The 25,026-nt window shown below is 68.4% G+C and carries 20 protein-coding genes; 7 read left to right on the top strand and 13 right to left on the bottom strand.

Annotation, left to right across the window (positions count from 1 at the left end; genetic code table 11):
• Both Q664_RS10410 and Q664_RS10405 read left to right on the top strand, forming a co-directional pair.
• The coding region (locus Q664_RS10410; RefSeq protein ID WP_043392945.1) for a PilW family protein at positions 1–818 on the top strand (818 nt) is incomplete at its 5' end.
• A 17-nt stretch (positions 819–835) separates the two neighbouring features.
• Positions 836–1,510 (top strand): hypothetical protein, encoded by a 675-nt coding sequence (locus Q664_RS10405; RefSeq protein WP_152622017.1) that lies wholly within the window; start codon positions 836–838, stop codon positions 1,508–1,510.
• Here Q664_RS10405 and Q664_RS10400 read toward each other — a convergent pair.
• Positions 1,501–2,049 carry a J domain-containing protein gene (locus Q664_RS10400; RefSeq protein ID WP_043392939.1) on the bottom strand — a complete coding sequence of 183 codons (549 nt, stop codon included), beginning with the start codon at positions 2,047–2,049 and terminating at the stop codon, positions 1,501–1,503. The genes Q664_RS10405 and Q664_RS10400 overlap by 10 nt on opposite strands.
• Positions 2,050–2,168: 119 nt before the next feature.
• Here Q664_RS10400 and proC point away from each other — a divergent pair, with 119 nt between their 5' ends.
• From proC to Q664_RS10375, 5 genes are all read left to right on the top strand, one after another.
• Positions 2,169–2,996, top strand: a complete 828-nt coding sequence (gene proC, locus Q664_RS10395; RefSeq protein WP_043392936.1) for a pyrroline-5-carboxylate reductase — start codon at positions 2,169–2,171, stop codon at positions 2,994–2,996.
• 20 nt (positions 2,997–3,016) lie between these two features.
• The gene (locus Q664_RS10390) at positions 3,017–3,544 is read left to right on the top strand and encodes a DivIVA domain-containing protein (RefSeq protein ID WP_043392932.1); all 528 of its coding nucleotides are present in this window, start codon (positions 3,017–3,019) and stop codon (positions 3,542–3,544) included.
• 3 nt (positions 3,545–3,547) lie between these two features.
• On the top strand, positions 3,548–3,847 hold the full coding sequence (locus tag Q664_RS10385) for a DUF167 domain-containing protein (RefSeq protein ID WP_043392930.1): 300 nt from the start codon (positions 3,548–3,550) through the stop codon (positions 3,845–3,847).
• Positions 3,848–3,854: 7 nt separating this feature from the next.
• On the top strand, positions 3,855–5,048 hold the full coding sequence (locus Q664_RS10380; protein ID WP_043392929.1) for a peptidase MA family metallohydrolase: 1,194 nt from the start codon (positions 3,855–3,857) through the stop codon (positions 5,046–5,048).
• Positions 5,049–5,277: 229 nt separating this feature from the next.
• The gene (locus Q664_RS10375; RefSeq protein ID WP_043392927.1) at positions 5,278–5,805 is read left to right on the top strand and encodes a hypothetical protein; all 528 of its coding nucleotides are present in this window, start codon (positions 5,278–5,280) and stop codon (positions 5,803–5,805) included.
• A gap of 287 nt (positions 5,806–6,092) precedes the next feature.
• On the opposite strand, the gene Q664_RS10370 is transcribed toward Q664_RS10375, so the two are convergent.
• From Q664_RS10370 to glyQ, 12 genes are all read right to left on the bottom strand, one after another.
• Positions 6,093–6,671, bottom strand: a complete 579-nt coding sequence (locus tag Q664_RS10370) for an imm11 family protein (RefSeq protein ID WP_043392925.1) — start codon at positions 6,669–6,671, stop codon at positions 6,093–6,095.
• On the bottom strand, positions 6,668–8,038 hold the full coding sequence (locus Q664_RS10365) for an AHH domain-containing protein (RefSeq protein ID WP_043392922.1): 1,371 nt from the start codon (positions 8,036–8,038) through the stop codon (positions 6,668–6,670). The genes Q664_RS10370 and Q664_RS10365 overlap by 4 nt, the downstream gene beginning before the upstream one ends.
• Positions 8,038–10,764: a DNA polymerase I gene (gene polA, locus Q664_RS10360; protein ID WP_043392919.1), complete on the bottom strand. Its 2,727-nt coding sequence runs from the start codon at positions 10,762–10,764 to the stop codon at positions 8,038–8,040. The genes Q664_RS10365 and polA overlap by 1 nt, the downstream gene beginning before the upstream one ends.
• 93 nt (positions 10,765–10,857) lie before the next feature.
• On the bottom strand, positions 10,858–13,128 hold the full coding sequence (locus tag Q664_RS10355; RefSeq protein WP_043392916.1) for an FHA domain-containing protein: 2,271 nt from the start codon (positions 13,126–13,128) through the stop codon (positions 10,858–10,860).
• Between the two features lie 6 nt (positions 13,129–13,134).
• Complete coding sequence (locus Q664_RS10350) at positions 13,135–14,907, bottom strand: TadA family conjugal transfer-associated ATPase (RefSeq protein WP_043392914.1); 1,773 nt, start codon at positions 14,905–14,907, stop codon at positions 13,135–13,137.
• A 156-nt stretch (positions 14,908–15,063) separates the two neighbouring features.
• Positions 15,064–16,512 (bottom strand): type II and III secretion system protein family protein, encoded by a 1,449-nt coding sequence (locus Q664_RS10345; RefSeq protein ID WP_043392911.1) that lies wholly within the window; start codon positions 16,510–16,512, stop codon positions 15,064–15,066.
• Positions 16,513–16,541: 29 nt separating this feature from the next.
• A complete protein-coding gene (locus Q664_RS10340; RefSeq protein WP_043392908.1) occupies positions 16,542–17,078 on the bottom strand; it encodes an A24 family peptidase in 537 nt (178 codons plus the stop codon).
• A 109-nt stretch (positions 17,079–17,187) separates the two neighbouring features.
• Positions 17,188–18,081, bottom strand: coding sequence for an FHA domain-containing protein (locus Q664_RS10335; RefSeq protein WP_043392905.1), 894 nt, complete (start codon positions 18,079–18,081; stop codon positions 17,188–17,190).
• Positions 18,082–18,144: 63 nt separating this feature from the next.
• The gene (locus tag Q664_RS10330; RefSeq protein ID WP_043392901.1) at positions 18,145–20,352 is read right to left on the bottom strand and encodes a hypothetical protein; all 2,208 of its coding nucleotides are present in this window, start codon (positions 20,350–20,352) and stop codon (positions 18,145–18,147) included.
• On the bottom strand, positions 20,349–21,809 hold the full coding sequence (locus tag Q664_RS10325; protein WP_160174376.1) for a YncE family protein: 1,461 nt from the start codon (positions 21,807–21,809) through the stop codon (positions 20,349–20,351). Before Q664_RS10325 ends, Q664_RS10330 begins: the two co-directional genes overlap by 4 nt.
• Positions 21,810–21,925: 116 nt before the next feature.
• Positions 21,926–24,025 (bottom strand): glycine--tRNA ligase subunit beta, encoded by a 2,100-nt coding sequence (gene glyS, locus Q664_RS10320; RefSeq protein WP_043392896.1) that lies wholly within the window; start codon positions 24,023–24,025, stop codon positions 21,926–21,928.
• Complete coding sequence (gene glyQ / locus Q664_RS10315) at positions 24,015–24,995, bottom strand: glycine--tRNA ligase subunit alpha (RefSeq protein WP_043392894.1); 981 nt, start codon at positions 24,993–24,995, stop codon at positions 24,015–24,017. The genes glyS and glyQ overlap by 11 nt, the downstream gene beginning before the upstream one ends.
• Between the last annotated feature and the right edge of the window lie 31 nt (positions 24,996–25,026).

Here is a 25,026-nt window from a genome sequence, read left to right as displayed (position 1 = left end):
CCAACGGCATCTCGGCCCTGCACGACGGGGACATGCCGCAGAGGCCCGACACGCTGACGCTGGTCCGCTACGGCGCGGATCGGCGCACCGTGCTGGTCACCCCGCTCGCCTCGGACCGGGTGAGCGTGGCACCGGATGGGCGGCTGACGACGACGCCCGGCGTCCAGGCGGAGATCTTCCAGGACGGGGAGAGCGCGCTGATCACCAACTTCCAGCGCGCCATGCTGGTGCCCATCCAGACGAAGAACCTCACCATGGATGGCTCCGTGGCGAGGAACGTCGTCCAGTTGGACATGCCCGGCACCGTCAATCCCCTGCAGCTGCAGGATCCGCTGATCCCCATCCAGCCCGGAGCCACCGTGTTCCCGGTCCGGGTCGTCCGCTTCCACGTGATGTACGTGGACGCGGTGGGCAAGACCCCGGCACGGGCGGACCTGGTGATGGAGACGTTGAATCCGCGGACGCTCGCGCCGCTCATGCCTCCGGAGCGGACGGTGCTGGCCAAGGACATCGAGGACTTCCAGGTGCAGTGGGGCTACGACCGCAACGACGATGGCGTGGCGGATGACGGCTTCAGCGACCAGGGGCCCACGGAGACCCTGCTGGACCCGGGGCTCACCTTCGCCCGGATCTCCATCTCGGCGCGCACGAGCAGCACCCTGGTCAGCGACGAGGGGGAGTACGTCGTGCAGGAGGACACCCCGTTCGAGCGGGGAATCGACCTCGGAGGAGCCCCCCGGCCCGAGGCCAGCGGACACCGCCGCCGGGTGCTCAGCACCGTGGTCCTGCTCAAGAACGTCGCCGCAACCCGTATCTGATGGTTGGAGAGCGTGCCATGAAGCCCCGAGTCCCTCGTCGTGGTTCCACCCTGTTGACGGCCCTGGGCGTGACGTTGCTGATCGCCCTGATCATCCTCGGCGCCCTCGCGTACACGGGGGCGGAGCAGGAGCGCAGCGGCCGCTCCGTGCGCGACATCGACGCGCAGACGTGCTCCGAGTCCGCCGCCCAGTGGGGCCGCAAGTTCTACGGGGAGAAGTACCACGAGTGGAACCTGATGCTGTCGGCGACCTCCGGGGCCCGCTACAACAACCCGGAGTCCAAGGTGGAGGACCTCGTTGACGAGTGGGGCGCGGGCTCCTACGGCCGCATCGACGGGCAGCCGGTCGTCATGCCGGGCCGTCCCCCCGACTTCCGGGTCACCATCTCCGACAACATCGACGAGTTCCCGCCGAACGATCCCAACCCCACCCGGGACAATGATCTCCAGGTGGTGATCCGGGCGGAGTGTCTGATTCCCCGGCTCGCCATCGCGACGCCGAAGCTGGTGGAGAACCTGGAGAAGAAGGCCGAGGAAGACCCGAACCACTGGCGCGGCCCGGTGCTCGCCGAGACGAACGAGACGCGCAAGAACAAGGTCGTGGAGATCGTCCTCATCCACACGCCCGGCAACGAGTACCGGGCGGGTCAACGCGGCGGCGGCTCCAGCGGCGACCAGAACATCTACAACTGATCCCCCTCCCCGCGCGCCTGGCGGCCGCGAGCGGCGGGCAGCGCCGAGGCCCCACGCACCGCCGCCCCCGCCTCCAGCGCTTCGATGCGCTTGCGCTGGCGGTGGCGGAGGATCTTCTCGTAGGCCAGGTTCAGCTCGCGCATCTTCGCCTCGGAGCCACCGCGGTCCGGGTGGCGCACCAGCGCCAGCTCATGGAAGCGGGCCCGCACCACCTCGGGGGAGTCCGAGGGCGACACCCCCAGCACCCGGTAGGGATCCTGGTCGTCGATGGCGGCCAGCCACGCCTCCAGCCGATCCTTCACGGCGAGGAACTGGGCGTCCCCGTCCGTCTTCTCCTTCACCGGGTGGGTGCGCATCTTCGCGTCCGCGCGGAAGACGTCCGTGTAGACGCTGGAGACCCAGCGGTGGCACGAGCCGCAGCGGAAGTACTTGATCCGTGGCCCCGAGTGGCCGCTCATGCGCACACCGCAGTGGGTGCACTCGACCTCCACGTTCTCCAGGGTCCGCCAGTTCCAGTTCGTCGCAGCCGCCGCGCTCATGGTGCTCTCGACCTCTCCCGTGCAGGCGCTACAGGCCTGTTGTGGGTGTCAAGGTCCCACGATCCGATCGCCCGTCAAGAAATCTGCAACCAGACGGTCGCGCTGGTAGAAGCGGGCGGATGCTCGAACAGACGATCGCCTTCCTCGGCGCCGGCAACATGGCCGAGGCGCTCATCAAGGGCCTGCTGCGCGCCGGCAACGCGAAGCCCGGGTCCCTCATCGCCACCGGGCGCCGGAAGGAGCGGCTGGAGACGCTCGAGCGCACCTACGGGGTGCGGACGACGCAGGACAACCTGGCCGCGGTGCGCGAAGCGGACGTGGTGGTGCTCTCCGTGAAGCCGCAGGCGCTGGACAAGGTGCTCGTCCAGGTGGCCACGGCGGTGGATCCGCACAAGCTCATCATCTCCGTGGCGGCCGGCGTGCCCATCGCGGCCATGGAGCGGCGGCTGGGGGCCGGGGCGCGCATCATCCGCACCATGCCCAACACCCCGTCCCTGGTGGGCATGGGCGCCTGCGCGCTGTCCCCGGGCGAGCACGCCAGCGAGGAGGACCTGGCGGTGGCCACCCGCATCTTCCAGTCCGTGGGCACCACCACCGTGGTGGACGAGAACCTCCTGGACGCCGTCACCGGCCTGTCCGGCAGCGGCCCCGCCTACATCTTCCTCATCATCGAGGCCCTGTCGGACGCGGGCGTGAAGGTGGGACTGCCCCGCTACACCGCGCTCAAGCTGGCCGCGCAGACGGTGTTGGGCAGCGCCCAGCTGCTCATCGAGACGGGGGCCCACCCCGGACAGCTCAAGGATCAGGTGACGAGCCCCGGGGGCACGGCGATCGCCGGCTTGCATACCCTGGAGGCAGGCGGGCTGCGGACCACCCTCATCAACGCGGTGGAGGCCGCCACCCGGCGGGCCAGGGAGTTGGGGGAGCAGTTCCTGGAGAAGTCCTAGGGCTGGCTTATACTGGGGGCATGAAGATCACCCCGCTCGACATCCGGCAGAAGCGCTTCGAGACGGCCCTGCGCGGCTTCTCGAAGCGGGAGGTGGAAGCGTTCCTGGAGCTCATCGCCGGAGAGTTCGAGGAGGTGGTGAAGGAGAACATCGGCCTGAAGGAGGAGCTCAAGCGCACCCAGCTCAAGCTGGAGCAGCATGTGGAGCGCGAGCGCACCCTGCAGGAGACGATGGTCACCGCGCAGCGCATCAGCGAGGACATGAAGGCCGCGGCCAAGAAGGAAGCGGAGATCATCCTCGCGGACGCCGAGCACCAGGCGGAGAAGATCGTCCACGGCGCGCACCAGCGGCTGGTGCAGGTGGTGGAGGACATCAACGAGCTGAAGCGCCAGCGCGCCCAGTTCGAGTCCCAGGTGAAGTCGGTGGTGGAGGCGCACCAGAAGCTGCTGGAGACGTTCAGCGGCCGCACCTTCGCCGACAAGGACTACGCCCGCGTGGAGGACAACGTGGCGTACCTCACGCAGAAGAAGGCGCAGAACGCCGAGTAGCCCATGGCGGCCCCCTGGGTGAAGGAAGTGCCCGGCGCGGTGGAGCTGGCCCTGGTGGTGCAGCCGAGGGCCTCGCGCACGCGCGTGGTGGGCGAGCACGACGGCCTGCTGAAAATCCAGCTCGCCGCCCCCCCGGTGGATGGCGAGGCCAACGCGGCCCTGCTGGAGTTCCTGGCGAAGCAGCTGGGGGTGCCCAGGCGGCAGGTGAGCCTGGTGTCGGGTGACACCTCGCGTCGTAAACGGGTGCGAGTCGAGGGGCTTGGCGCGGCACACGCCGAGGCTGTTATGTCTGGAGCCACGTGAGGCTCCCATGCGCCACCTGCTCCTGCTCCTGATGCTGTTGCTGGCCCCGCTCGCGCGGGCGCAGGAGCTCACCCTCCCCACCCCGGAGGCTGGCCACGCCAATGGAGGCGTGGAGCCGGCGATGGTGCCCATGCCCCGCCCCGCGCTGGTGGTGGGAGAGGTGTCCACCCCCCGCTTCCGCCTGCTCTACACGGCGAGGTCCGAGGGTTCCGCGCGCCAGCTGGCCGGGAGCATCGAGTCCATCCGGGACGCCTTCGTGGGCGTGCTGGGGCGGGACTGGCCGGGGGTGACGGAGATCCGCGTGGGCGTGGGCCGCGAGGAGTTCGAGGCGCTGGCGCTGCCCGGGGGAGCGCCTCCGGGCTGGGCGGTGGCGCTGGCGTACCCGTCGCACCGGATCGTCCTGCTCAACGCGCTGACCCTGGCGGGGGCCGAGGGCATGGTGACGCTGCGGCACGAGCTGGCGCACGTGGCGCTGGGGCAACTGGCGCGCGGCTGGCCGCGGTGGTTCCAGGAGGGCCTGGCGCAGAACCTGACGGGCGAGAACTGGTCCATGACGCACTACGCGGCGCTCTTCCGGGCGGTGAAGCAGGAGAAGGTGTTCCGCTTCGAGCACCTGCACAGCGCGTGGCCGGACCTGCCGTCGGACGTGGAGATCGCCTACGCGCAGAGCGCGGCCTTCGTGGCGTGGCTGTCGGCGAAGTACGGCCCGGAGGGCATGGGCCGGCTGGTGGACGAGGTGGCCACGGGCCAACCCTTCGAGCAGGCCTTCGGCAAGGCGTTCAAGTCGTCGCTGTGGGTGGAGGAGATGGCGTGGCGCGAGGGGCTGGCGGCGCGCTACGGCTGGCTGCCGCTGACGACGAGCTCCTCGCTGCTGTGGCTGGGGATGACGGGGCTGGTGGTGGCGGCGTACGTGCGGCGGCGCAAGCAGAAGGAAGAGCACCTGGCCGAGATGGAGGAGCGGGACGTGGCCGAGGAGGCGGAGCTGCGCGCGGCCCTCGAGGCGGAGCTGGCCCAGCAGCGCGCCCTGTACCCGCCCCCGCCGCAGCCAGTGGACGGGGGCAACGGAGCGGACACGCCGAAGCCGGCGGATGCGCTGGCCTCCGAGTGGAACGAGCCCGGAGAGCCGCTCGTGACGAACGGCCAGGAATTCGAGGACGACGAGGAAGGCGAGCCGCGTCCGCCCAAGCCGACAGTGCACTGAAACGGGAATCACGCCGTGTCCCTCCGGTGGGAAAAAACCTGCCCACGGAGGAGACCGCGCGACCCATGCCCTCACCCTTTCTCCGGGCGCGGCGAAAAAACTACAGCCCGTTGGAACGCTCAGCGCCCAGGCGCCGAGGCAAACGGCTGATTTCACTGTCCACCCGCGACGAGCGGACGTTGGCAACCGGCTTGCTTTAGACGGCGCCACGAGAGCGGAGGGCGGCGGAATGATGGAACGGGCGCGGCGGGGAGCAGGGGTGGCGAGGGTGTTCGCGGGGCAGCCGGAGCGGCTGGCCGCGGCATGGCGCCGGGTGCGCTTCGCCGAGGCTCGTAAGGATGGGGGACCGCCGCGCAACCAATTGGACAGCGTGGTGGAGCCTTTCATCCGCGAGGTGGGGAAGAAGCTGGAGGGCAAGGAAGGCAGCCCGTGGAGCCGGACGCGCGCGGTGCTGAGACTGGCACCGGGGCGTGGGGCGCGCGCGCTGCACGAGGAATTCGCGGCGCTGCGCCGCTGCCTGGTGGACGCGGTGGAGACCCTGGGTGGGGGCGACGCGGAGCGGGCGGTGGTGAACCAGGCGCTGGACGAGGCGGTGGACTCGTCGGTGGCGCTGATGGAGCGCCTGGGCAATCCGCTGGCGCCGAGGCCGCGGGTGCATTTCGCGGGACTGGTGGTGCAGCTCTTCGAGAAGCAGCCGGTGGCGATTCACGAGCGGCCGGCGCTGAACGAGGAGCACGAGCGGCTGGCGATGCATTGAGTTCGAGGGGGTGCCGACCCGTCCGGCTTGACTGCTCCAATGCTGGGAGGAGTCCGAGAGCCGAGGCGGTTGAAGGGGGCGCGCTGACGGGCGAATTGGGGGGCCCGAGGCGCGAAAAGGGGGCGTGTTCCCGCGCGGGGGTGCGGTGAGCGCGCAAGGAGTGGCCGCTGGAGGCCGCGTGAATGGGGGTTCACGCGCCTCGACGGCCGGACGGGTCGGCGTTGTTCTCCGGGCGGACGCGTACGTCGGTATGCGTCCGCCCTGGTTTTTTTCAGACTTCACTCACGTCAGGCTTCCCTGAACCGGGTACCGGTAATTTCCGCGCTCTCCATGGCCAGTTTGATGCGCTCGGTGACGATGAGGGCTCCCGTCCAGCCCCAGGGACGGCAGATTCTGACGTTTCCCATCCTGGCTGGATCCACCTTCAACCCCCTGACATTCTGATATTTGCCTACCAGTTCTGGCTCTCCATCTTCGGGTGTCCAGTACGACACATGCTCGCATCGGGCGTCGTCGATACACCGGATGACATGCAAAGCATTGAGGATGAAGAACGGCTCAGACTGCCCTTCCACCTGAGCTGGAATGAATTGGACTTCCTCTCCAAGATCCAGTCTCTCGAAGAGTGAGACGACGCGCCCGGTCACCACGGGTGTGGCAAGCTCGGTCAGGCTGAAATCCAATGCACGACCAGGATGGGCGATACCAAGGACAGGGCGTCCCTCCAATTGGACCAGCCTACCTTTATCAAACAACCAGGGCTCCACTCTATTCCCGTATTCATCAATGTCCTTCTGATACAACACCCAACGGCCCGGAACATTCATCTTGTCCCACAACTCGAAATAACGCTGAGGTGTGCTCATGGCGTTCTCGTGGCGAGCTTGTTGAGGTCCGAGCCGGACGTGCATACTTCACCGGCAATCCTATTGAGCGTATTGGTCAGCCGATTTCGGCAGTCCGCCGGAGCCTTACAGTCACCAAGCGCGGCTCGGATCCGACTGAATACTTCCTCGTGATACGCCTCGGGGTGTGGACCTACGTGGCCCACGAGATAGACGATGTTCGCTGGATCGTCGAGGCTCATCCCTGCTCGGTCGAAGAGGCGCTTGAACAGCGGGGTCCACGGCCCACCGTTGACGTCTGAGATGTCATTTTTGTTGGTCGCGAGGTGGTGACGCTTGGCGTCTCCCTTGTCGGACGCATCCCGGCAGGCCCCTGACGTCCGAGCGGAAGTGACTGCCGAGGTCATTGCGGAGGCCGCCGTATTCACGGACACGCCCATGAGCACCACCGTGCCATGCGCCACATTCACGTGGGCACGCGAGCCCGCACCGACGGAGAAGCCACCTCGACTGCCTCCTCCTGCGAAAGCGAAGCGTGGAGGAGAAAGGCGCGCCCACATCCCGCCCTTCGGCGCCTCCGGCAGACCCTTGGCCAGCTTTGCCCCAGCCACCGTCACCAGTACGCGCAACCCCACGCCACCGATCGCCCTGCCAAAGCGCTCGGCGGCTGCTTCGAGTTGCGCCTGCGTCCTCGCCGCCTCCGCCTCCTGGTAGAGATTCAGGCACGCCTGACCCACGGTGTAGAGCTCCGCCGCGCTGTAGGTCATCAACAACCCGAGGGTTACCGCCGCGGCCCATGCCTTGCTGAACACTGGCTCGGGCGCGGCCCATGCCGCCATGTAAAGCATCATCGACAACGCCATGGAATACGCGACGGTCGGCGAGCTGAGCAGTTCCATGGCCGCATCACGTACGCCGTCGTCCATGTAGCGAGGTGAGAGTTTGAGTGCCAGGAACCACCGGCTGCGCTCGAGCTCGGACAGCAACGGCCTGGGCGGAGGACCGTACATCTGCACGTATGCCTCACGCACACGCCTCTCCAGATCAGACAAACGTGCGCCTGGCGATGGTTCCGAGAAAAGGTCCACCGTCACCGTGGCCCGAGGGAGTCCCGACTGCCAGGACCTGACCGACCGTGGCATGGGCGTCTGGAATGCCGTCTCCAGGGCCTCCACGAATGCCCCTGCATCCTCCACGGAGAACCGTGCCAGGGCCGGGTCCGGCTCGAGCTGCTTGAAGGTGAGCTCGAGCCCATGACCGTACGTGGGGCTGTGGTGCTCTCTGACCAACACGCCCTCCAGCACGGGAAGGCGTGATTCGGATTCAGCTCGGGCCCATTGCGGCACCAGCAGCAACAGGCCCAGAGCGAGGACCGCACGCGGAAGCATCAGTGCGCGTCCGCCCACGTCCTCCCCGCCCCCACTTCCACCTTGAGGGGCACCTTGAGCTGCATCACCGCGTTCATGCACCGGCGCGCCAGCTCCTTCACCTGCTCCACCTCGGACTCCGGCGCCTCGAAGAGCAATTCGTCGTGCACCTGCAGCAGCATCTGCGTGCGCAGCCCCTGCTTCTTCAGCTCCTCGTCCACCGCCAGCATCGCCTTCTTGATGAGGTCCGCCGCCGTGCCCTGGATCGGCATGTTGATGGCGGCGCGCTCGGCCGCCTGCACCACCTGCCGGTTCTTCGCGCGCAGATCCGCCATCGGCCGGCGCCGCCCGAAGAGCGTCTCCACGTAGCCCCGCTCCCGCGCCACCCGCACCGTCTCCTCCAGGTAGCGTTTGATGCCCGCGTAGCGTTTGAAGTAGCGCTCGATGATGTCGCGCGCCTCCTCGTCCGGGATGTTCAGGCGCGTGGACAAGCCGTAGGAGCTCAGGCCGTAGGCGATGCCGAAGTTCACCGTCTTCGCCACCCGGCGCTGATCCCTCGTCACCTGGTCCTGCGCCACGCCGAAGATCTCCGCCGCCGTGCGGCTGTGGATGTCCTCGTCCCGCGCGAAGGCGTCGATGAGCACCGGATCCTCCGCGATGTGCGCCAGCAACCGCAGCTCGATCTGGCTGTAGTCCGCCGAGACGAGCTGGTTCCCCTCCTCCGCGATGAAGGCGCGGCGGATCTCCATTCCCAGCTCGGTGCGGATGGGGATGTTCTGCAGGTTGGGATCCGACGAGGACAACCGCCCCGTGGCGGTGGCCGCCTGGTGGAAGGTGGTGTGGATGCGCCCGTTCCTCGCCAGCTCCGGCAGCGTGTCCAGGTAGGTGCTCTTGAGCTTGGACAGCGAGCGGTACTCGATGATGGCGCGCGGCAACTTGTGCACCTCGGCCAGCTTCTCCAGCACCTCCTGGTCCGTGGAGGGGCCCGTCTTCCCGCGCTTGAGGACCGGCAGCTCCAGCTTCTTGTAGAGCACCTCCGCCAGCTGCGGATTGGAGCCCACGTTGAACTCGGTGCCCGCGAGCTCGTGGATCTCCTTCACCTTCGCCTCACACTCCGCCCCCACCTTGTCGGAGATCTGCCGCAGCACCTTCACGTCCACCTTCACGCCGCGCGACTCCATCCGTGCGAGCAGCGGCACCAGCGGCAGCTCCAGCTCCCGCGCGAGCTTCGCCAGCCCCAGCGGCTCCAGCTCCTCCCACAGCCCGGGGGCCAGTTGCCGCGCCGCCTCCGCGCGGACCGCGTACGCCAGTGCCACCTCCTCGGGCGCGTGCTCCTTCAGCGCACGGGCCTTGCGGCCACTCGTGGTGGGCAGCTCGGGCAGGTCCACCTGGAGCCGCTCGCGGGAGAGGAACTCCACGCTGTGATCCCTCCGCGACGCATCCAGCAGGTAGCTGAGCAGCTCGACGTCGTCCTCCCCTCCCCTCAGCTGGATTCCCTCGCGGTTGAGCAGCAGCCAGAGGGCCTTGAGGTCATGCCCGCCCTTCTTCACCGCCTCGTCCTCCAGCACGCCCTGGAGCGCCGCCTTGAAGTCCGCGGGCCGTACCTGCTGCACGAGCCCCTCATGGGCCAGCGGCACATAGCGCGTGGTGCCGTCCTTCAGCGCCACCCCCAGGCCCACCAGTGACGAGGCGAAGGGCAGGCCCTCGTACGCGGGCACCAGCGTCACCGCGCCCGCCTCGCGGATCGCCGTGGCCAACGCCTCGAGCGTCTCCTTCGTGGTGACGAGCTCCGTCTTCGCCGGCAGCGTCGCGGCCGTCCTCGGGGCCTCGCTCGCGCCCGTGCCCTCCCCCGAGACCTCGCCGCCCGTGGCCGCCTTCGGCGGCAGCTCGCGCAGCAGCGCGGAGAACTCCAGCTCGGTGAAGAGCTGGCGCATCTGCTCGTCATGCGGCGGCTGGCGCTTCAACTGCTCGATGGACACGTCCAGCTGCAGGTCCGTGCGGAACGTCACCAGGTCGCGCGCGCGCAGCAGGCTCTCGCGGTGCGCCGCGATGGCCTCGCGCATCTTCGGCTTCTTCACCTCCGAGAGCCGCTCGAGCAGCGCATCCACGGAGCCGAACTGCGTCAGCAGCTCCACCGCCGACTTCGGACCGATGCCCGGCACCTTGGGGACGTTGTCCACGGCGTCGCCGATGAGCGCCAGGTAGTCGCGCATCTGCCCGGGCTCGATGCCCAACCGCTCCTTCACTCCAGCGGGGTCCGTGTAGCGCTCGTTCTGCGGATCGTACAGGTGCACGTCCTTGTCGACGATCTGCACGAAGTCCTTGTCGCCGGTGACCACCAGGACGCAGAAGCCCTCGGCCGTGGCGCGCCGGGCCAGGGTGCCAATCACGTCGTCCGCTTCCCAACCGGCCACCTCCAGCACGGGCAGGTTCAGGGCCTCCACCACCTGGCGGATGAAGGGGAACTGCTGCGCCAGGTCCTCCGGCGTCTCCTTCCGGTTGGCCTTGTAGTTGGGGTCGATCTTCTGGCGCTCGGTGCGGCTCTCCTTGTCGAAGGCGAGCGCCACGTGGGTGGGGTTCAGCTCCTTGAGCGCCTTGAGCACCTGCCGGGTGAAGCCCAGCGTGGCATTGGTGGGCACCCCCTTGCGGTTCGTCAGGGGAGGAATGGCGTGATAGGCGCGGAAGATGAAGCTGGAGGCGTCGATCAGGACGAGGCGGGGCGAGCCGCTCGGAGGGCTGGGAACCATAGGTCCCCGGCCATAATCGAGCCCCCTGCCCCCTGTCCATGGTGGGGACGCACGCCGGGAGCACCCGTCAACGCTCCCGGGGCGCCCCGGGGCTCAGCAGTTGTTCTCCTTCTTCAGGGCCGCCACCTTCTCCTCGAGCCCGTCACCCGGCACGGCGAGATCCAGCACGGCATCCAGCTCCGCGCAGCTCCCGGCCACCTTGAAGGCCTTGAGGCCACGCGTGGAGCAGCGGCCCACCTGGAAGTTCAGGTCCGTGTTGCCCGCGTAGAAGCGGAAGCCCAGCTTCCAGATGCGGCAGGCGCGGCGCGGATCTCCACGGTCATCCCAGTACGTGCCCCGGGTGATGGCCTTGGCCGCCATGTCCTGCTGGATGTTGCGCTTGTAGAAGGACGGCCGGGTGTCGGCCAGATCGCCCATCAGCCGCTTGTCCACCTCCAGCGCCTCCATCAGCGGGTCGGCGGCCTTCTCCACGTCCTCGTTCTGCAGGTGGCCCTGGCCGATCTTGAAGAGCTGATCCACGTTGCTCACGGCCGTGAGCAGCTCGTCCGCCGTGCCGTGGTACTGGGCCAGCTCGTAGTTGGAGCGCAGCTTCTGCAGGGTGGCGAACGACTCGTTCCCGCGTCCGCCCCAGTAGTCCATCATCGCCGCGACGAGGAACTTGTTGGGCAGACGCTGCTTGAAGGTCTCCTCCACCAGCTTCTTGGGATCCGGCGCGGCCTCGTCCTCGAAGAAGATGTCGGACACCGGGCAGTGCCACGGCGGGGCGTTGGGCTCCACCCGCTTCCGGGCGATGAGGAAGTCCAGGTAGATCTTGTGCTTGGGCCGCCACTCGGTGCGCCTCAGCCGCCTGTTCTTCTCCAGCACCAGGGTGTAGCCGATGGGCGGCTCCAGCTCCTCGCGGGACATCTTCTGGCAGGCGAAGCCCATGTAGCGGCCGCACGTCTGCACCGCGGGAGACCACTGGGAGTCGCGCAGGTAGCGCTTGCAGTCGTCCTCGGCGCGCTTCACCACCTGGGCCACCGCCTCCTGCACCTTGGGCTTGGCGCGGCGGAAGTAGGCGCTCTCCTTGGGAATCTTCTTGAAGAGATCCAGCGCCTCCTCCTCCTTGAGGCGCCCGAGGGCCTTCTGGCCCAGCACGTAGAGGTCCGCGGACTCCTTCTCCAGCTTGATGCGGCGCATCAGCGTGTTGGCTTCGGCGTTGATCGGATCGATGTCCAGCGCCTTGGAGCAGGCGGCCTCCGCCTTCACCCAATCCGGCTCGCCGCCCTCCATGGAGGCGTAGGAGCGGCACTGGCTGAGCGACTCCTGCACCAGCTCGGTGGGGCTCGGAGGCGGAGGTGCCAGCTTGCCGGACGAATTGCCCCCGGCCGTGCCGCTGCCCTGGGTGCTCTTGACGATCCCCGCCACCAGCAGCAGGCCCACCACGCTGGCCACCACCACCAGTATCCGCTTGCGCGACGCCGGAGCCCCCTCGGCCGGGGCCGCCTCGGCCGGTGGCGCGCCCTCCGCGCCCGTGCCACGCCGCGAGGGTACGTCCCGCCCGCGCCGCGCGGGAAGGTTGGAGCTCCCGACGGCGCCCTCGACCTCCACCTCCACCATGCCGAAGGTGATGATGTCACCGGGCTGCAGCACCACCGGCTCCGTGCCCGTGGGCTCGCCGTTGATCAACGTGCCGTTGGCGCTGCCCAGGTCGCGCAGCACCGCGCCATCGGGCGTCTGCGCCACCTCGGCGTGCTTGCGGCTCACCGAGTCGTCTTCCAGCACCACCGTGGCGGGCGCCTGACGGCCCACCAACAGCTTGCCCTTCACGGGGTAGCGCTTGTTGGCCCAGGGACCGGTGAGGCCCTTGAGCACCAGCCCCTCCGGCTCCGCGCCCGCGCCCGCCGCGCCGGGGCTCCCGGGCCGGGGACGCTTCGCCAGGGCCGAGGGGCCTCCGGCGCCCGGCGCGGGCCGCTTGATGGCGGGCATGGCCCGGGTGGCCGAGCGAGGCATGGGCACGCCTCCGCCCTCCGCGGGCGCCGCCCCCTCGTCCGAGGGCTTCACCTGCTTGCGAACACCGGTGGAGCGCGGACCCGCGGGCGCCTTGAGCCGCAGCTCGTAGTCGCCCAGCAGCACCTGGGACTTGGACGTGAGCACCGTCATGCCGGTGATGCGCTGGCCATCCACGAAGGTGCCGTTGGCGCTGCCCACGTCCTCCACCATCACCTTGCCGCCCTCCACCACGAAGCGGGAGTGGCGGCGCGACACACCGCCCTCGGCAAGGACCAGATCATTCTGGCCTTCCTGGCGGCCGATCTTCAGCTCACCGGAAAGCTCGTGCTCACTCTCGCTGCCGTCGGGGTGACGGACGACCAGGGTAGGCATGGGGCGTCAGTCCTCGCGGAAGATGCTCATGTTGACGGGGATGCCCTTGCGCTGCAGGTCATCGTAGAACTTCGGCACGAAGCCGCTGGCCACGTAGCGCCCGCGCACCTTCCCGTCTTCCGTGAAGCCTTCCTGCTTGAAATAGAAGATGTCCTGGAGGGTGACGATGTCCACCTCCATGCCGGCGATCTCGGTGATGTAGCAGATCTTCCGGGTGCCATCCGAGAAGCGCGTCTGCTGCACGATGATGTGCACGGCGCTGGCGATCTGCTCGCGGATGGCCTTCACCGGCAGCTCCATGCCGCTCATCAGCACCATCGTCTCCAGCCGGGCGATGGCGTCACGAGGCGTATTCGCATGCAGCGTGGTGAGCGAGCCGTCGTGGCCCGTGTTCATCGCCTGGAGCATGTCCAGCGTCTCGCCCGCGCGGCACTCTCCCACGACGATGCGGTCCGGCCGCATGCGCAGGCAGTTCTTCACCAGGTCGCGGATGGTGATGGCGCCCTTGCCTTCCAGGTTGGGCGGGCGGCTCTCCAGCTGCACCCAGTGATCCTGGGGCAGCTGAAGCTCGGCGGCGTCCTCCACCGTGACGATGCGCTCGTCCTCGGGGATGAAGGAGCTGATGATGTTGAGCGTCGTCGTCTTGCCCGAGCCCGTTCCGCCCGAGATGACGATGTTCTTGCGCGCCTTGACGCACATCTCCAGGAACTCGGCCATCTGCGCCGTGACGGTCTTGTACTTGATGAGATCCTGGATCTTCAGCGAGTCCTTCTTGAACTTGCGGATGGTGATGCAGGGTCCCTTGAGCGCCAGCGGCGGGATGATGGCGTTCACGCGGCTGCCGTCCTTGAGGCGCGCGTCCACCAGCGGGCTGGACTCGTCGATGCGCCGGCCGATGGGCGCGACGATCCGTTCGATCACGCCGAGCACCGCCTGGTTCGAGCTGAACGTCTTCTCGGACAGGACGAGCTTGCCCTTGCGCTCGATGTAGATCTGGTTGGCGTGGTTCACCATGATCTCGCTGATCTCATCCGACGCGAGGAACGCCTCGAGGGGCCCCAGGCCCAGCGCCTCGTTGATGACGTCGGTGAGCAGCTCTTCCCGGTCCACCTCGGGCGGGAGCTCTCCGTCCGCTTCCATCTGATCGATGATGTCGCGGATGGCCTTCTCGGTGCGCCGCCACAGCTCGTCGTCGCCGAGCCGGTCCATGTCCATGCGGCGCAAGTCGAGGTACTCGATCAACCGGTCGTGGATCTCCTTCTGGAGCCGGGTATAGGCCTCCAGCCGGGGGTCCACGCGCTTCTTGTTCTTCGCCAGCGCCGAGGCCAGCGAGGCCGGCATGCGCGCGTTGGCGGCCGGGGCCTGGGGCGGCGGAGGCTCCTCGTACGGCTCCTCCTCGTAGGCGCCCTGGCCGCCGTCGTCGTACCCCTCCTCCTCCTCGTAGTACTCCTCCTCGGGAGGCGCGGTGCGCGTCATGGAGCCCTGCTCCTCCAGGGGCTCCACGTTGATGATGTAATCGCCGATGAAGATCTGATCGGCCGGCTTCACCACCTGCGGCCCGGCGATCTTCTTGCCGTTCACGAAGGTGCCGTTCGTGGACTTCATGTCCACGACGATGAGCTTGCCGTCCTTCTCGACGATCTTCGAGTGGTACTTGGAGACGTTGCCCTTGGCGAGGACGATGTCATTGCCTGCGAGGCGGCCGATGGTGATCTCGTTCTTCTCGAACTCGATCTGCTCGGTACCTCCGCCCTTCTCCTCGAGCGTGACGAGAAACATGGCGCGGATGCTACCAAGCGCGCACGTCCCCTCAAAGAGGAGGCAACGCGTCGGGCCATGAAACAGCGGCCGGACGGCCCCGGAAAGCGGCGAGGCCGGCGCCCATCCCCTGGGGGACGAGGCCGGCCTCGAGCAGCCGAGCAGCCGGGCGGGCGCTCAGTCGAAGATGTTGAAGTTGACCTCGGAGCGGGCCTGCTTGTAGCGGCTCTTCACGTCCTCGATGATCGTCCGGATCTTGTCCGAGTCCGGGTTGACGATGCGGGGCGTGACGAAGATGACCAGCTCGCGCTTGGTGGAGTCGAAGGCGCGGCTCTTGAAGAGCTCGCCGATGATGGGGATGTGACCCAGGCCCGGCAGCTTGGAGACGGCCTTCTGCTCGTCGTGGCTGAAGACGCCCGACAGGACGATCGTCTCACCGTGGCGCACGGTGACGTTCGTCTTCACCTTGCGGGAGCGGAAGCCGGGGATGGCGGCGGAGCTGCCGAAGGACACGGCCACCGAGGTGTCGAGCTCGCTCGCCTCGGCCTCGATCTCCGTCTGGATGTTGCCGTTGCGGTCCGCGGTGGGGCGCAGGTTGAGGATGACGCCGTAGGGCTTGTACTCCACCGAGAACTGGTTCTGGGTGATGAGGGGGATGGGCACCTCACCGCCGGCGAGGAACTCGGCCTTCTCGCCGCTGGCGCACACCAGCTTGGGCTGCGCCAGGAGCCGGCCGTAGCCGTCGTTGCCCTGGAAGCCGATGGAGAAGTCCGAGTTGCCCACCACGCCCATCAGGCCGCTGCCCGTGCCGAAGGTGCCGGGATAGAGGCCCTGGGTGAAGGAGGCCGTGGCGGACACGCTGCCGGTGATGTCGGTGGGATACTTGATGCCGTAACGATCGCGCGAGTTGCGGCGGATCTCCACGAACTGCACCTCGGAGAGGATCATCCGCTTGATGCCGACGACGAGCAGGTTCTCCACCTTCTCGCCCACCGCCTTGACGATGAGCTCGGACTTCTGCAGGTCCTGCTGGCTCTCCACCGAGCCCTCCAGGAAGATGGTGGAGCCCACCACGTTCACCTGCACGTTGCGCAGGCCCGCCTTCTGGAAGGCCGCGGTGAGGTTCTGCGCCACCAGCTTCTTGGCGTTGGGCGCCACCTTCACGAAGCTCTTCACGTTCGGGTAGAGCGACACCACCTGATCGATGCGCTCGGCGTCACCCGCGGTGTACGCCTGACCTTCCAGGTAGATGCGGTCACCCACCATGCGCACGGACACGCCCTCGATCTCCCCGAGCAGCTTCTTGAGCTCGGAGATGACCTCGTTGGGGTCCTGCTTGCGCACGGTGACCAGGTAGCTCACGCGCTGGCCGGAGCTCTTCCAGACGAGCAGCGTCGTCTTTCCCTCGGCCTGGCCCTGCAGGAGGATCTGGTTGTTACCGATGACCTTCACCTCGGCCACGCTCGGATCACCCAGCGCGATGCGGGTGGTGCCGGGCACGGTGATCACCTTCTGGGTGCCCACGCCGAGGTTGATGGTGCTGCTATCCTGGGCCCAGGCGGAGCCCGCGGCGAACAGGGCCAGCAGGGTGCCGAGCGCGGCCACCTGCGTGAAGCGTCCAAGCATCGTGAGAGTCCCTTCGCGTCGCATCCGAACTACCCCAGTTTGTCGTGCTGCCAGTACATGGCCCAGAAAGTTCCCAGGGCAATCGCCACGCCGTAGGGGATGTGGCGCCCCGGTGTGCTGCTCGCGCTCTCGTCCATCAGCCGGACCCGGACCGCCCACCGCCGCACCATGTGGCCCAGCGTCTCCCAGACGGCGCCATGCCACAGCAGCGTCACCACCGCCTGCAGCGCACCCGCCAGGGAGATGAAGGCCGCCGCCGCCATCACCGTGGGAAAGCCCAGCACCGCCCCGACCCCCGCCATCAACTTCACGTCGCCCCACCCCATCTTCCCGCCCGTCGCCGCCGGCACCAGCAGCAGCGCCAGCCCCAGCCCGGACACCACCCCACTCACCAGCCCCGTCTCCAGGTCACCCACGCCCTCGCTCCACCAGCGCATCCCCAGGGCCACCGCCATCAAGGGATAGGTGACGACGTCCAGGATCCGGCGGCTCAGTACGTCCGTGGCCACCGAGATCACCAGCGCCACTCCCAGGACGATCCAGAGCGCGATGTGAGAGGAAGTCATGTCCAATCCGCCCCTCAATCCGGAAAGAGGCGGATTTGGGAACTAAATCAGGGAGGGCCGCTCTCCGTCAATTGGCCAACAGCCCGGTCCCCGACGTACGGGCAGGCACTCAGGCGTAGGAGAGCCGGACGCGCTCGCTGCAGATGAAGTACTCGTCGCCGTCCTCGACCTTGCGGCGTTTGATCCGCTGCTTGTTGAACCAGGTGCCGTTGGAGGAGCCCAGGTCCTCGATGAAGAAGTCGTCGCCCTCGCGGACGATGACGGCGTGCTCGCGCGAGACCTTGCCGGAGTTGATCATCAGGTCGCAGTGCTTGCCGCGGCCGATGACGAAGCGCTCCTTGGTGATGGTCTGGGGCTCGGCGTTGTCCATGGCGAGGATGAGCGCGGCACCACCCGGCTCCTCGTCCATGGGCTCGTCCTGGTCCATGGGCTCGTCCTGGTCCATGGGCTCGTCCTGGTCCATGGGCTCGTCGGCGGCCATGTCCATGCCGGAGTCGTCCTGATCGTCGTCGGGCAGCGGCTCCTCGTCGATCTCCTCACGGGGCTCGTTGCTCTTGCCCTTGATGAGGCGCTCGAGCTCGGCGGCGGTCTCCAGGACGCGCTCGGCGACCTCGCGGCGGGCGGGGTCGTTGTCCAGGGCGTTGGCGGGAGCACGCTCCTCGACGGCGGCGGAGCGGGAGGACCGCTGGGGAGGCGGGGCGGGCAGCGGGGTGTCATCGCGGGGAGGAGGCGCCGCCTTGGCGGACGCGCCCCCGGAGACGGGCTGCAGCACGGGCGGAGCGGACTTGCCGGAGACCGGGGCCGCGGCGGCGACACGTGGAGCAGGGGCCTCGGCGGACCGGGCCACCTCGATGAAGCCGTTGAGACGGGCGAACATGAACAGCGCCTGGTTGATGAGCGCGTCACGATCCGAGCCCATCTGGCGGGCCATGTCTTCGTAGGTCTCCCACAAATGGTCGGCGATGCCGACCTTACGGGCGGGGCGGGTGTTCTGATCGATCATCTGTCTTGACTCTCGAATCCTGGACCCCGGGACTCTACCAGAGCCGCCCAGGGACGCGAAATCTCACAGGTACGTGACCAGGCCATTGCTGTTGGCCGTACCCGCGGTGATGGCCGTCAGGTCCACCTCGAGCACGCCGTTGGCCGAGGGATAGGCGAGGTAGGCGTAGTCCTTGTTGCCCACCGTCGTCTGCACCACGGGTCCCGGCAGCCGGAAGTTGGTCAGATCCTGCACCTGCGACACCGAGACCAGGTACGGGAAGAAGTGGGAATCGGTCGAGATGACGTAGCGCTCCCCACGAAGGAGGCCTCCGTTCGGGTCGTCCAGGTTGGACCGGGTGACGCGGAAGCGCAGCGCCACCCCATCGGTCTGCCCCTGGTAGCCCGGGGGGTGGAAGAAGTACGGCCCGCGGATCTCATAGGTGTCACCCGAGCCCACCCGGGCGATGTAGTCCTCGCTGGCGCTGGACAACACGAGCGGCTTGGGGCCCGCGGCGCGGACCTGGAAGTACGAGTACTGGCTCGTGGGGCAGTCGGCCGGGAGCGCTCCCGAGGGAATCAGGGTGGCCAGGGTGCCTCCACCCGTTGGCGCCTGGACCGAAAGCACCGGCACGGGCGTGGCACATGCCTGCCCGCCCGTGCGCGCCGTCAACAGGATGATGAGGTCCCCGGGGAACACCACCTGCCCCTTGCCCGTTCGCGGCACGAAGGGGACCTGGAAGGAGTCATTGGCCCTGATGGCCACGGCCGACATCTCGGGCAGGATTCCCTGGTACGTCAGCAGGTACGTCTGGTCCCGGGTGACACCGAACGTCAAATCCTCCTGGGGCGCCGGATCGTCCTTCTGCGCGTGCTGCTCGATCCGGATGTCCAACGAGCCATCCGTGGAGGTGCCCAGGGCGTTGATGAACGCGATGGACGCGGTGGCGATGTTCTGCTTCTGCGTCTCGCTCCAGATGGCGTCGGTGTTGAGGTGCGTCAGCCTCGCCGCGTCGAAGAACAGGATGGTGCCGTTGGAGAGCGGCACGATGCCCAGCACGGGCAGGGTGAGGCCGCGTTGCCTCCGGGCGGTCACGGTGGGGTCCGGGTCCAGGCGATCCAGGGGCTCCCCCGCGGCGACCTGCAGGTTCCTGTCCGTGGCCACGGACAGGCCGGTGGGCAACCCGGTACCCGCGCTGATGGGCAGCATGTCATACAGGCGCACGGGGTTGCCCAGCTCGTCCCAGCTCGAGAATTCCTTGGCCACCCGGCCCGAGGCCACGTCCACGGCCAGCACTCCCGTGCACTGGAGCAGCACGCCACAGTTGGAGGGGTCGAGGACGCCGAAGAGGCGCGAGCCCGCTTCCACGACCAGGGGCGGCTCCGTGGTCCGCGTGCCGTCGGCGAGCTGCCGGACCTCGCGGTACTCCACGCGCCCATGGGTGGCGAGCTGGAGCACCTGTGCACCCCCGAAGTCCAGCTCTTGAATGACCGTCGGGCCGCCCTCCGTCCCCAGGTCCATCCTGTACACGGTACCGGCCGCGCCACGCGTGGCCACGGCGAGCACTCCGCGATGGGACACGCCCACCGGATTGGGCAGCACGACGAGGGAGTTGACGGCCACGTTGGCGGGCAGCTCCACCCCTGGCAGAGGCGTCGCCGTGATGGCCGCGCCGGAGCCCAGCTCATTCCGGGCCGGCAGCTGCGCCAACCACAGCCGGGCGCCGGCGATCTCCTGGGTCGCGAAGTAGAGCGTGGTGCTGCCGCCCTCCTGCTCGGGGGCCCTGGCCGCGAAGGCCGTCACCGGTCCCGCGGCGGGGACCACCGGGGAACCCTCCACCCGGGTGATCTCCCGGGTGTCCAGCCGCCGCACCTCCTCGAGGACCTCGCGGTCCGCGTCCACGACGGAGATCAGCGTCGTGCCGCTGCTGCGCGCGAACACGAGACGGCCGGACTGCTCCACGCCGCTCGCGTCGTAGCGCACGTCTTGCGTGAGCGCCTGGGGCCGGGGCAGCACCGGGATGGAGAGCGGCTGCAACGGGTTGGGAGCGCGCAGGAATCGCCGCTCGGCCACCTCCTCCGTGAGCGAGAGGACGCGCAGTTCGTTGGCGTCCGTCGAGGTGACGAACAGGAGCCGCGTCGGCTCATCCTCGCCCTGCTGGGGCGGATAGGTCACCAGGGCCACGTCATACGTGCCCGCGAGGCCCACCCGCTGCTCGAACTGCGCCTCCTCGGTGCAGGCGGACGACAGCGCCCCGGCCACCACCATCAACGACACGATCAAGCGCTTCACAGCTGCTCCTCCTGGCACTGCGCCGACTGGCCCACGTCCTGACGGACTCCCAGATGAGCCACCAGCCGGGCCAGCTGCGGGCTGCCGAGATCCGCGATGTCGATCACCGAGATGCGCCCATCCCCGAAGTTGCTGGCGAAGATGCGCCGCCCCCCCCCCTGCTGCTGCACGGCGAGCCCGAAGGGCTGGGGCGACTGCGTGCCGCTGACCTCGCCCACCGACACCTGCGCCACGACCTGACCCACCTCCGGGTCATAGATGGCCACCACGCCCGCGTCGCTGCAGGACACCAACGCCAGCTCGCTGCGCGACTCGCCACGGGACACCAGCTCCACCTCGGTGGGACCGTTGGGCAGGGGCACCGCGCCCACCACGGTGAACCGGGGCGTGGCGGACTCCTTCTCGATGCCCTCCACGTTGACGATGAGCAACGTGTCCGGGTCGCGCACCGCCACGTACAGCCGCCGGGGCGCCGAGGGCGTCAGCGTGGAGCGCGGCGTCAGCGCGAGCCCCCGCGCCTCCGAGCCGGCGAAGCCCAGATCCACGCCAGGATCGATGAGCTGGTTCTCCTCCAGGTTCTCCTTGTCCAGCACGCGCAGCAGGAACCGCCGGGCCAGCGAGGTGTCCGAGATGAAGTTGTTGAGCCGGCCCGTGACGAAGACGTACCGCTCATCGGCGACCACCGAACTGGTGCCACCCACGGGGAAGCCGGACACGTTCATGGGGTGGAAGTCCAAGCTGGACACGCCGGGGTCCCGCGCGGGCACGTCCACCAGATACGAGGCGTAGTTCGTCTGAGACCGCGCGGGCGAGTCCACGGGGTTCAGGTGCGTCACCCACACGCGAACCCCCTCCTTCCCCGGCTGGGGCTCGATGATGCCGGAGGTATCCACGAAGGCGCCGAAGGGAGCGTCCGCGCGCGGCTGCCCCGCCTGGGACCCCGGCACTCCCGAGGCGAGCGACAGGGCACCAGCGGTGCAGTCGTTGCTCTCCGGACTGTTCACGCAGGACAGCTGCGTGGGCGCCGTGATGTCGATGTAGTGGAGATAGTTTCCGTCCCCACGGGCGGGGATGAAGAGCCGGGGCGCGGCGTCCGTGCGCTCCCAGAGCGCCATCTCTCCCGCGAAGTTCTCGATGTAGCGGAACGACTCCGGGGCGACGTTGAGCTGCCCGAGCTCCGCCGTCTCGGCGGTGGCCGGATAGGTGCCAAGGGGCAGCAGGGGCTCGTTGCCGGCACCGGAGACCCGATCCAGGTCCACCGCCATCACCGTGCCCTGGTCGAAGCACCGGTCGAAGTTGGCGCTCGCCACATAGAGGACGCCGTTGGTGGAGCCGGGCACCGAGCGGTGCACGAGACCGCTCGGATAGACGAAGCGATCCGTGGGCGGGAGCCGCGCGTCGGTTCGTGAGCACGCAGCGGCGGAAAGGAGCGCGAGACTGAGGAAAAGGGGGCGCATGGAAGGGGGGCGGAGTGTAGGAACCGCCCCAACGCCGGGCAACTACAAAGGTCCCCGGCTATTCCCTACCTGCCATATGCCCCCCCGGTGGAGGGCCGCCTACCCTCCAGCCGAGATCAGGCCTCGGACTGGATCTTCGAGAAGTCGGCCACCTGATTGAACAGGGTGCCAATCTCCACGAGGAGCCGGATACGGTTCTCGCGCAGGTCCTTGTCCTCGGCCATCACCATGACCTTGTCGAAGAAGGTGTCCACGGAGGGCTTGAGGCCGGTGATCTCCTTGAGGGCGCCGGAGAAGTCATCGGCCTTCACCTGGTCGGTGACGCGGGAGCGCGCCTGGACGTAGGCCGAGTGGAGCTGACGCTCGGCCTCGTCGGTGAGGCGGTTGGAGTCCACGCCGCCGCGGGACACGTCCTTGCCCTGCTTCTCGACGATGTTGGCCACGCGCTTGAAGGCGGCCGCCAGGGGCGCGAAGTCCGCCTGGCCCACGATGCTGGCGAGCGCCTGCAGCCGCTTGTGGGCGGCCACCAGGTCGTCGTAGCCGGCGGACAGCACGGCCTCCACCACGTCGGTGCGGTACTGCTCCGTCCACAGTGCCTTGAGGCGGCCGCGGAAGAACTCGAGCACCTGCTCGCGAGGCGCGGGCTCCCCGGCCTTGCGCTTGACGTTGGCGATCTTCGGCCCGAGCTGCTCCAGCGCCGCGTCCACCGCCTGGGAGAGGGAGAAGCGGTAGCCGCGGCCCAGGACGATGCGGATGACGGACAGGCAGGCGCGCCGCAGGGCGAACGGGTCCGCCGCGCCGCTGGGGCCCTTGCCGATGGCGAAGATGCCGCACAGCGTGTCCAGCCGGTCCGCCAGGCCGATGAGGGCACCGGGGTCCTGCGTGGGCAGCGAGTCCTCGGCGGTGCGAGGCAGGTAGTGCTCGAAGATGGCCAGGGCCACCGCCTCCGGCTCACCGCCGGCGCGGGCGTACTCGCGGCCCATGACGCCCTGGAGCTCGGGGAACTCGCCCACCATGCCGGTGACGAGGTCCGCCTTGGCCAGGGTGGCGGCGCGCTCGAGGGTGGACTGGAGGCCACCGTGGCCCGTCCACCCGGCCAGCTTCACGGACAGGGAGCGGAAACGCTCCACCTTCTCGGCGTAGCTGCCGAGCTGGCCCTGCCACACCACGCGCGCCAGCTTCTCGGTGCGGTTCTCGAGCGGCGTCTTGCGATCCTCGTCGAAGAAGAAGCGTCCGTCGGCGAGGCGGGCGCGCAGCACGCGCTGATAGCCGCGCAGCGAGAGGTTCACGTCACGCACCGGCGTGTTGGACACGGCGATGAAGCGCGGCATCAGCTTGCCGTTGCCGTCCACCACGGAGAAGTAGCGCTGGTGGCTCTTCATCTCCTGCACCAGCACCTCGGGAGGCAGCTCCAGGTGCCGCTCCTCGAAGGAGCCCACCACCGGGTTGGGCAGCTCCACGAGGTTGGTCACCTGATCCACCAGGGACTCGTCCTCCATGAGCTTGCCGCCCGCCTGCTGGGCCGCCGCGCGCACCTTCTCCAGGAGCTGAGCACGCCGCTTGGAGATGTCCGCCACCACGTTCGCCTTCTCCAGGGCCGCCTCGTAGTCCGAGGGCTTGGAGATCTCGATGGCCGCGGGCGACAGGAAGCGGTGTCCGTACGTGGTACGGCCACTCTTCACGTCACCGAGCACCACCGGCAGCACCTCGCCGCCCAGCAACGTCACCAGCCACTGCACGGGCCGCGCGAAGGCCTGGTCCACGTCGCCCCAGCGCATCGTCTTGCGGAAGTTGATGCCGTGTACCGCCGCGTGGAGCACGTCCTTGAAGATGTCCGCCGCCGGGCGGCCCTTCTCCTCCACCTTCGCGCCCAGGTACTCGCCCTTGGGCGTCTGCACCCGCAGCAGCGCGTCCACGGAGAGCTTCTGGCTCTCGGCGAACTTCTCCGCCGCCTTGGTGGGCTTGCCGTCCTTGTCGAAGGCCGCCTTCGCGCTCGGGCCGAGCACCTCGCGGGTGATGTCCTCGCCCCGCTCCGCCACGTCCTTCACCCACACCGCCAGCCGCCGCGGCGTGCCGTAGGTGCGCACCTCGCCGTGCTTCAGCCGCGCCTCGGCCGCGCGCTCCGTGATGATGCGCTTGAGATCCTCGAGCGCCGGAAGGATGAACGACGCGGGGATCTCCTCGGCGCCGATCTCCAGCAGCAGATCACTTGCCACGGGCCACCTCCGCCTCGGCGGGCTTGTTGAACGTCACCGTCTTCCAGTACTCGCTGGCGGCCTTGCCCTCGAGCACCGGCGGCTGCTCGCCCACCGTCCACGGCGTCTTGAGCAGCGGGTAGCCGAGCTTCTCGCGCATCTTGAGGTAGCCCTCGGCGCACAGCCGCGCGTTGTCGCGCACGCGCTTGATGAAGTTGGCGCGCTCCGTCACCGAGATGGCGCCGCGCGCGTCCAGCAGGTTGAAGGCGTGCGAGCACTTGAGCGCGTAGTCATACGCGGGCAGCGGCACCTCGCGCTCGATGAGGCGCTTGCACTCCTTCTCGTAGGCGTCGAACAGGCCGAACAGCATCTGCGGGTCCGACTCCTGGAAGGCGTACCGGCTCATCTCCACTTCGTTGGCGTGGAAGATCTCGCGGTACTTGACGCCCTTGACCCACTCGATGTCGTAGATGTTCTCCACGTTCTGCAGGTACATGGCGATGCGCTCGAGGCCGTACGTCAGCTCCGCCGCCACGGGCCGGCACTCGAAACCCCCGCACTGCTGGAAGTAGGTGAACTGGGTGATCTCCATCCCGTCACACCACACCTCCCAGCCCAGACCCCAGGCGCCCAGGGTGGGAGACTCCCAGTCGTCCTCGACGAAGCGGATGTCGTGCTCGAGGGGGTCGATGCCGAACGCGCGGATGGAGTCCAGGTAGAGCTGCTGGACGTTCTTGGGCGCGGGCTTGAGGATGACCTGGAACTGGTGGTGCTGGAACAGGCGGTTGGGGTTCTCGCCGAACCGGCCGTCGGCGGGCCGCCGCGAGGGCTGCACGTAGGCCACGTTCCAGGGCTCGGGGCCCAGGGCGCGGAGGAAGGTGGCCGGGTGCATGGTGCCCGCACCCACTTCGAGATCATAGGGCTGGGTGATGATGCACCCTTGCTTCGCCCAGTGATTCTGGAGCGTGAGGATGAGATCCTGGAAGTACATGGCGGCGCGGACCCTAGTGACGGGGTCCGGG

Source organism: Archangium violaceum Cb vi76 (assembly GCF_000733295.1).
Taxonomy (GTDB): Bacteria; Myxococcota; Myxococcia; order Myxococcales; family Myxococcaceae; genus Archangium; species Archangium violaceum.
Note: the sequence above shows the minus strand (reverse complement) of the source record. Positions and strands in the feature narration are given on the sequence as shown.

Bases quoted from the DNA above. Each gene is read 5' to 3' on its own strand.
- Q664_RS10405 (WP_152622017.1), top strand. From the start codon at position 836: ATGAAGCCCCGAGTCCCTCGTCGTGGTTCCACCCTGTTGACGGCCCTG.
- Q664_RS10400 (WP_043392939.1), bottom strand. From the start codon at position 2,049: ATGAGCGCGGCGGCTGCGACGAACTGGAACTGGCGGACCCTGGAGAAC.
- proC (WP_043392936.1), top strand. From the start codon at position 2,169: ATGCTCGAACAGACGATCGCCTTCCTCGGCGCCGGCAACATGGCCGAG.
- Q664_RS10390 (WP_043392932.1), top strand. From the start codon at position 3,017: ATGAAGATCACCCCGCTCGACATCCGGCAGAAGCGCTTCGAGACGGCC.
- Q664_RS10385 (WP_043392930.1), top strand. From the start codon at position 3,548: ATGGCGGCCCCCTGGGTGAAGGAAGTGCCCGGCGCGGTGGAGCTGGCC.
- Q664_RS10380 (WP_043392929.1), top strand. From the start codon at position 3,855: ATGCGCCACCTGCTCCTGCTCCTGATGCTGTTGCTGGCCCCGCTCGCG.
- Q664_RS10375 (WP_043392927.1), top strand. From the start codon at position 5,278: ATGATGGAACGGGCGCGGCGGGGAGCAGGGGTGGCGAGGGTGTTCGCG.
- Q664_RS10370 (WP_043392925.1), bottom strand. From the start codon at position 6,671: ATGAGCACACCTCAGCGTTATTTCGAGTTGTGGGACAAGATGAATGTT.
- Q664_RS10365 (WP_043392922.1), bottom strand. From the start codon at position 8,038: ATGCTTCCGCGTGCGGTCCTCGCTCTGGGCCTGTTGCTGCTGGTGCCG.
- polA (WP_043392919.1), bottom strand. From the start codon at position 10,764: ATGGTTCCCAGCCCTCCGAGCGGCTCGCCCCGCCTCGTCCTGATCGAC.
- Q664_RS10355 (WP_043392916.1), bottom strand. From the start codon at position 13,128: ATGCCTACCCTGGTCGTCCGTCACCCCGACGGCAGCGAGAGTGAGCAC.
- Q664_RS10350 (WP_043392914.1), bottom strand. From the start codon at position 14,907: ATGTTTCTCGTCACGCTCGAGGAGAAGGGCGGAGGTACCGAGCAGATC.
- Q664_RS10345 (WP_043392911.1), bottom strand. From the start codon at position 16,512: ATGCTTGGACGCTTCACGCAGGTGGCCGCGCTCGGCACCCTGCTGGCC.
- Q664_RS10340 (WP_043392908.1), bottom strand. From the start codon at position 17,078: ATGACTTCCTCTCACATCGCGCTCTGGATCGTCCTGGGAGTGGCGCTG.
- Q664_RS10335 (WP_043392905.1), bottom strand. From the start codon at position 18,081: ATGATCGATCAGAACACCCGCCCCGCCCGTAAGGTCGGCATCGCCGAC.
- Q664_RS10325 (WP_160174376.1), bottom strand. From the start codon at position 21,809: ATGCGCCCCCTTTTCCTCAGTCTCGCGCTCCTTTCCGCCGCTGCGTGC.
- glyQ (WP_043392894.1), bottom strand. From the start codon at position 24,995: ATGTACTTCCAGGATCTCATCCTCACGCTCCAGAATCACTGGGCGAAG.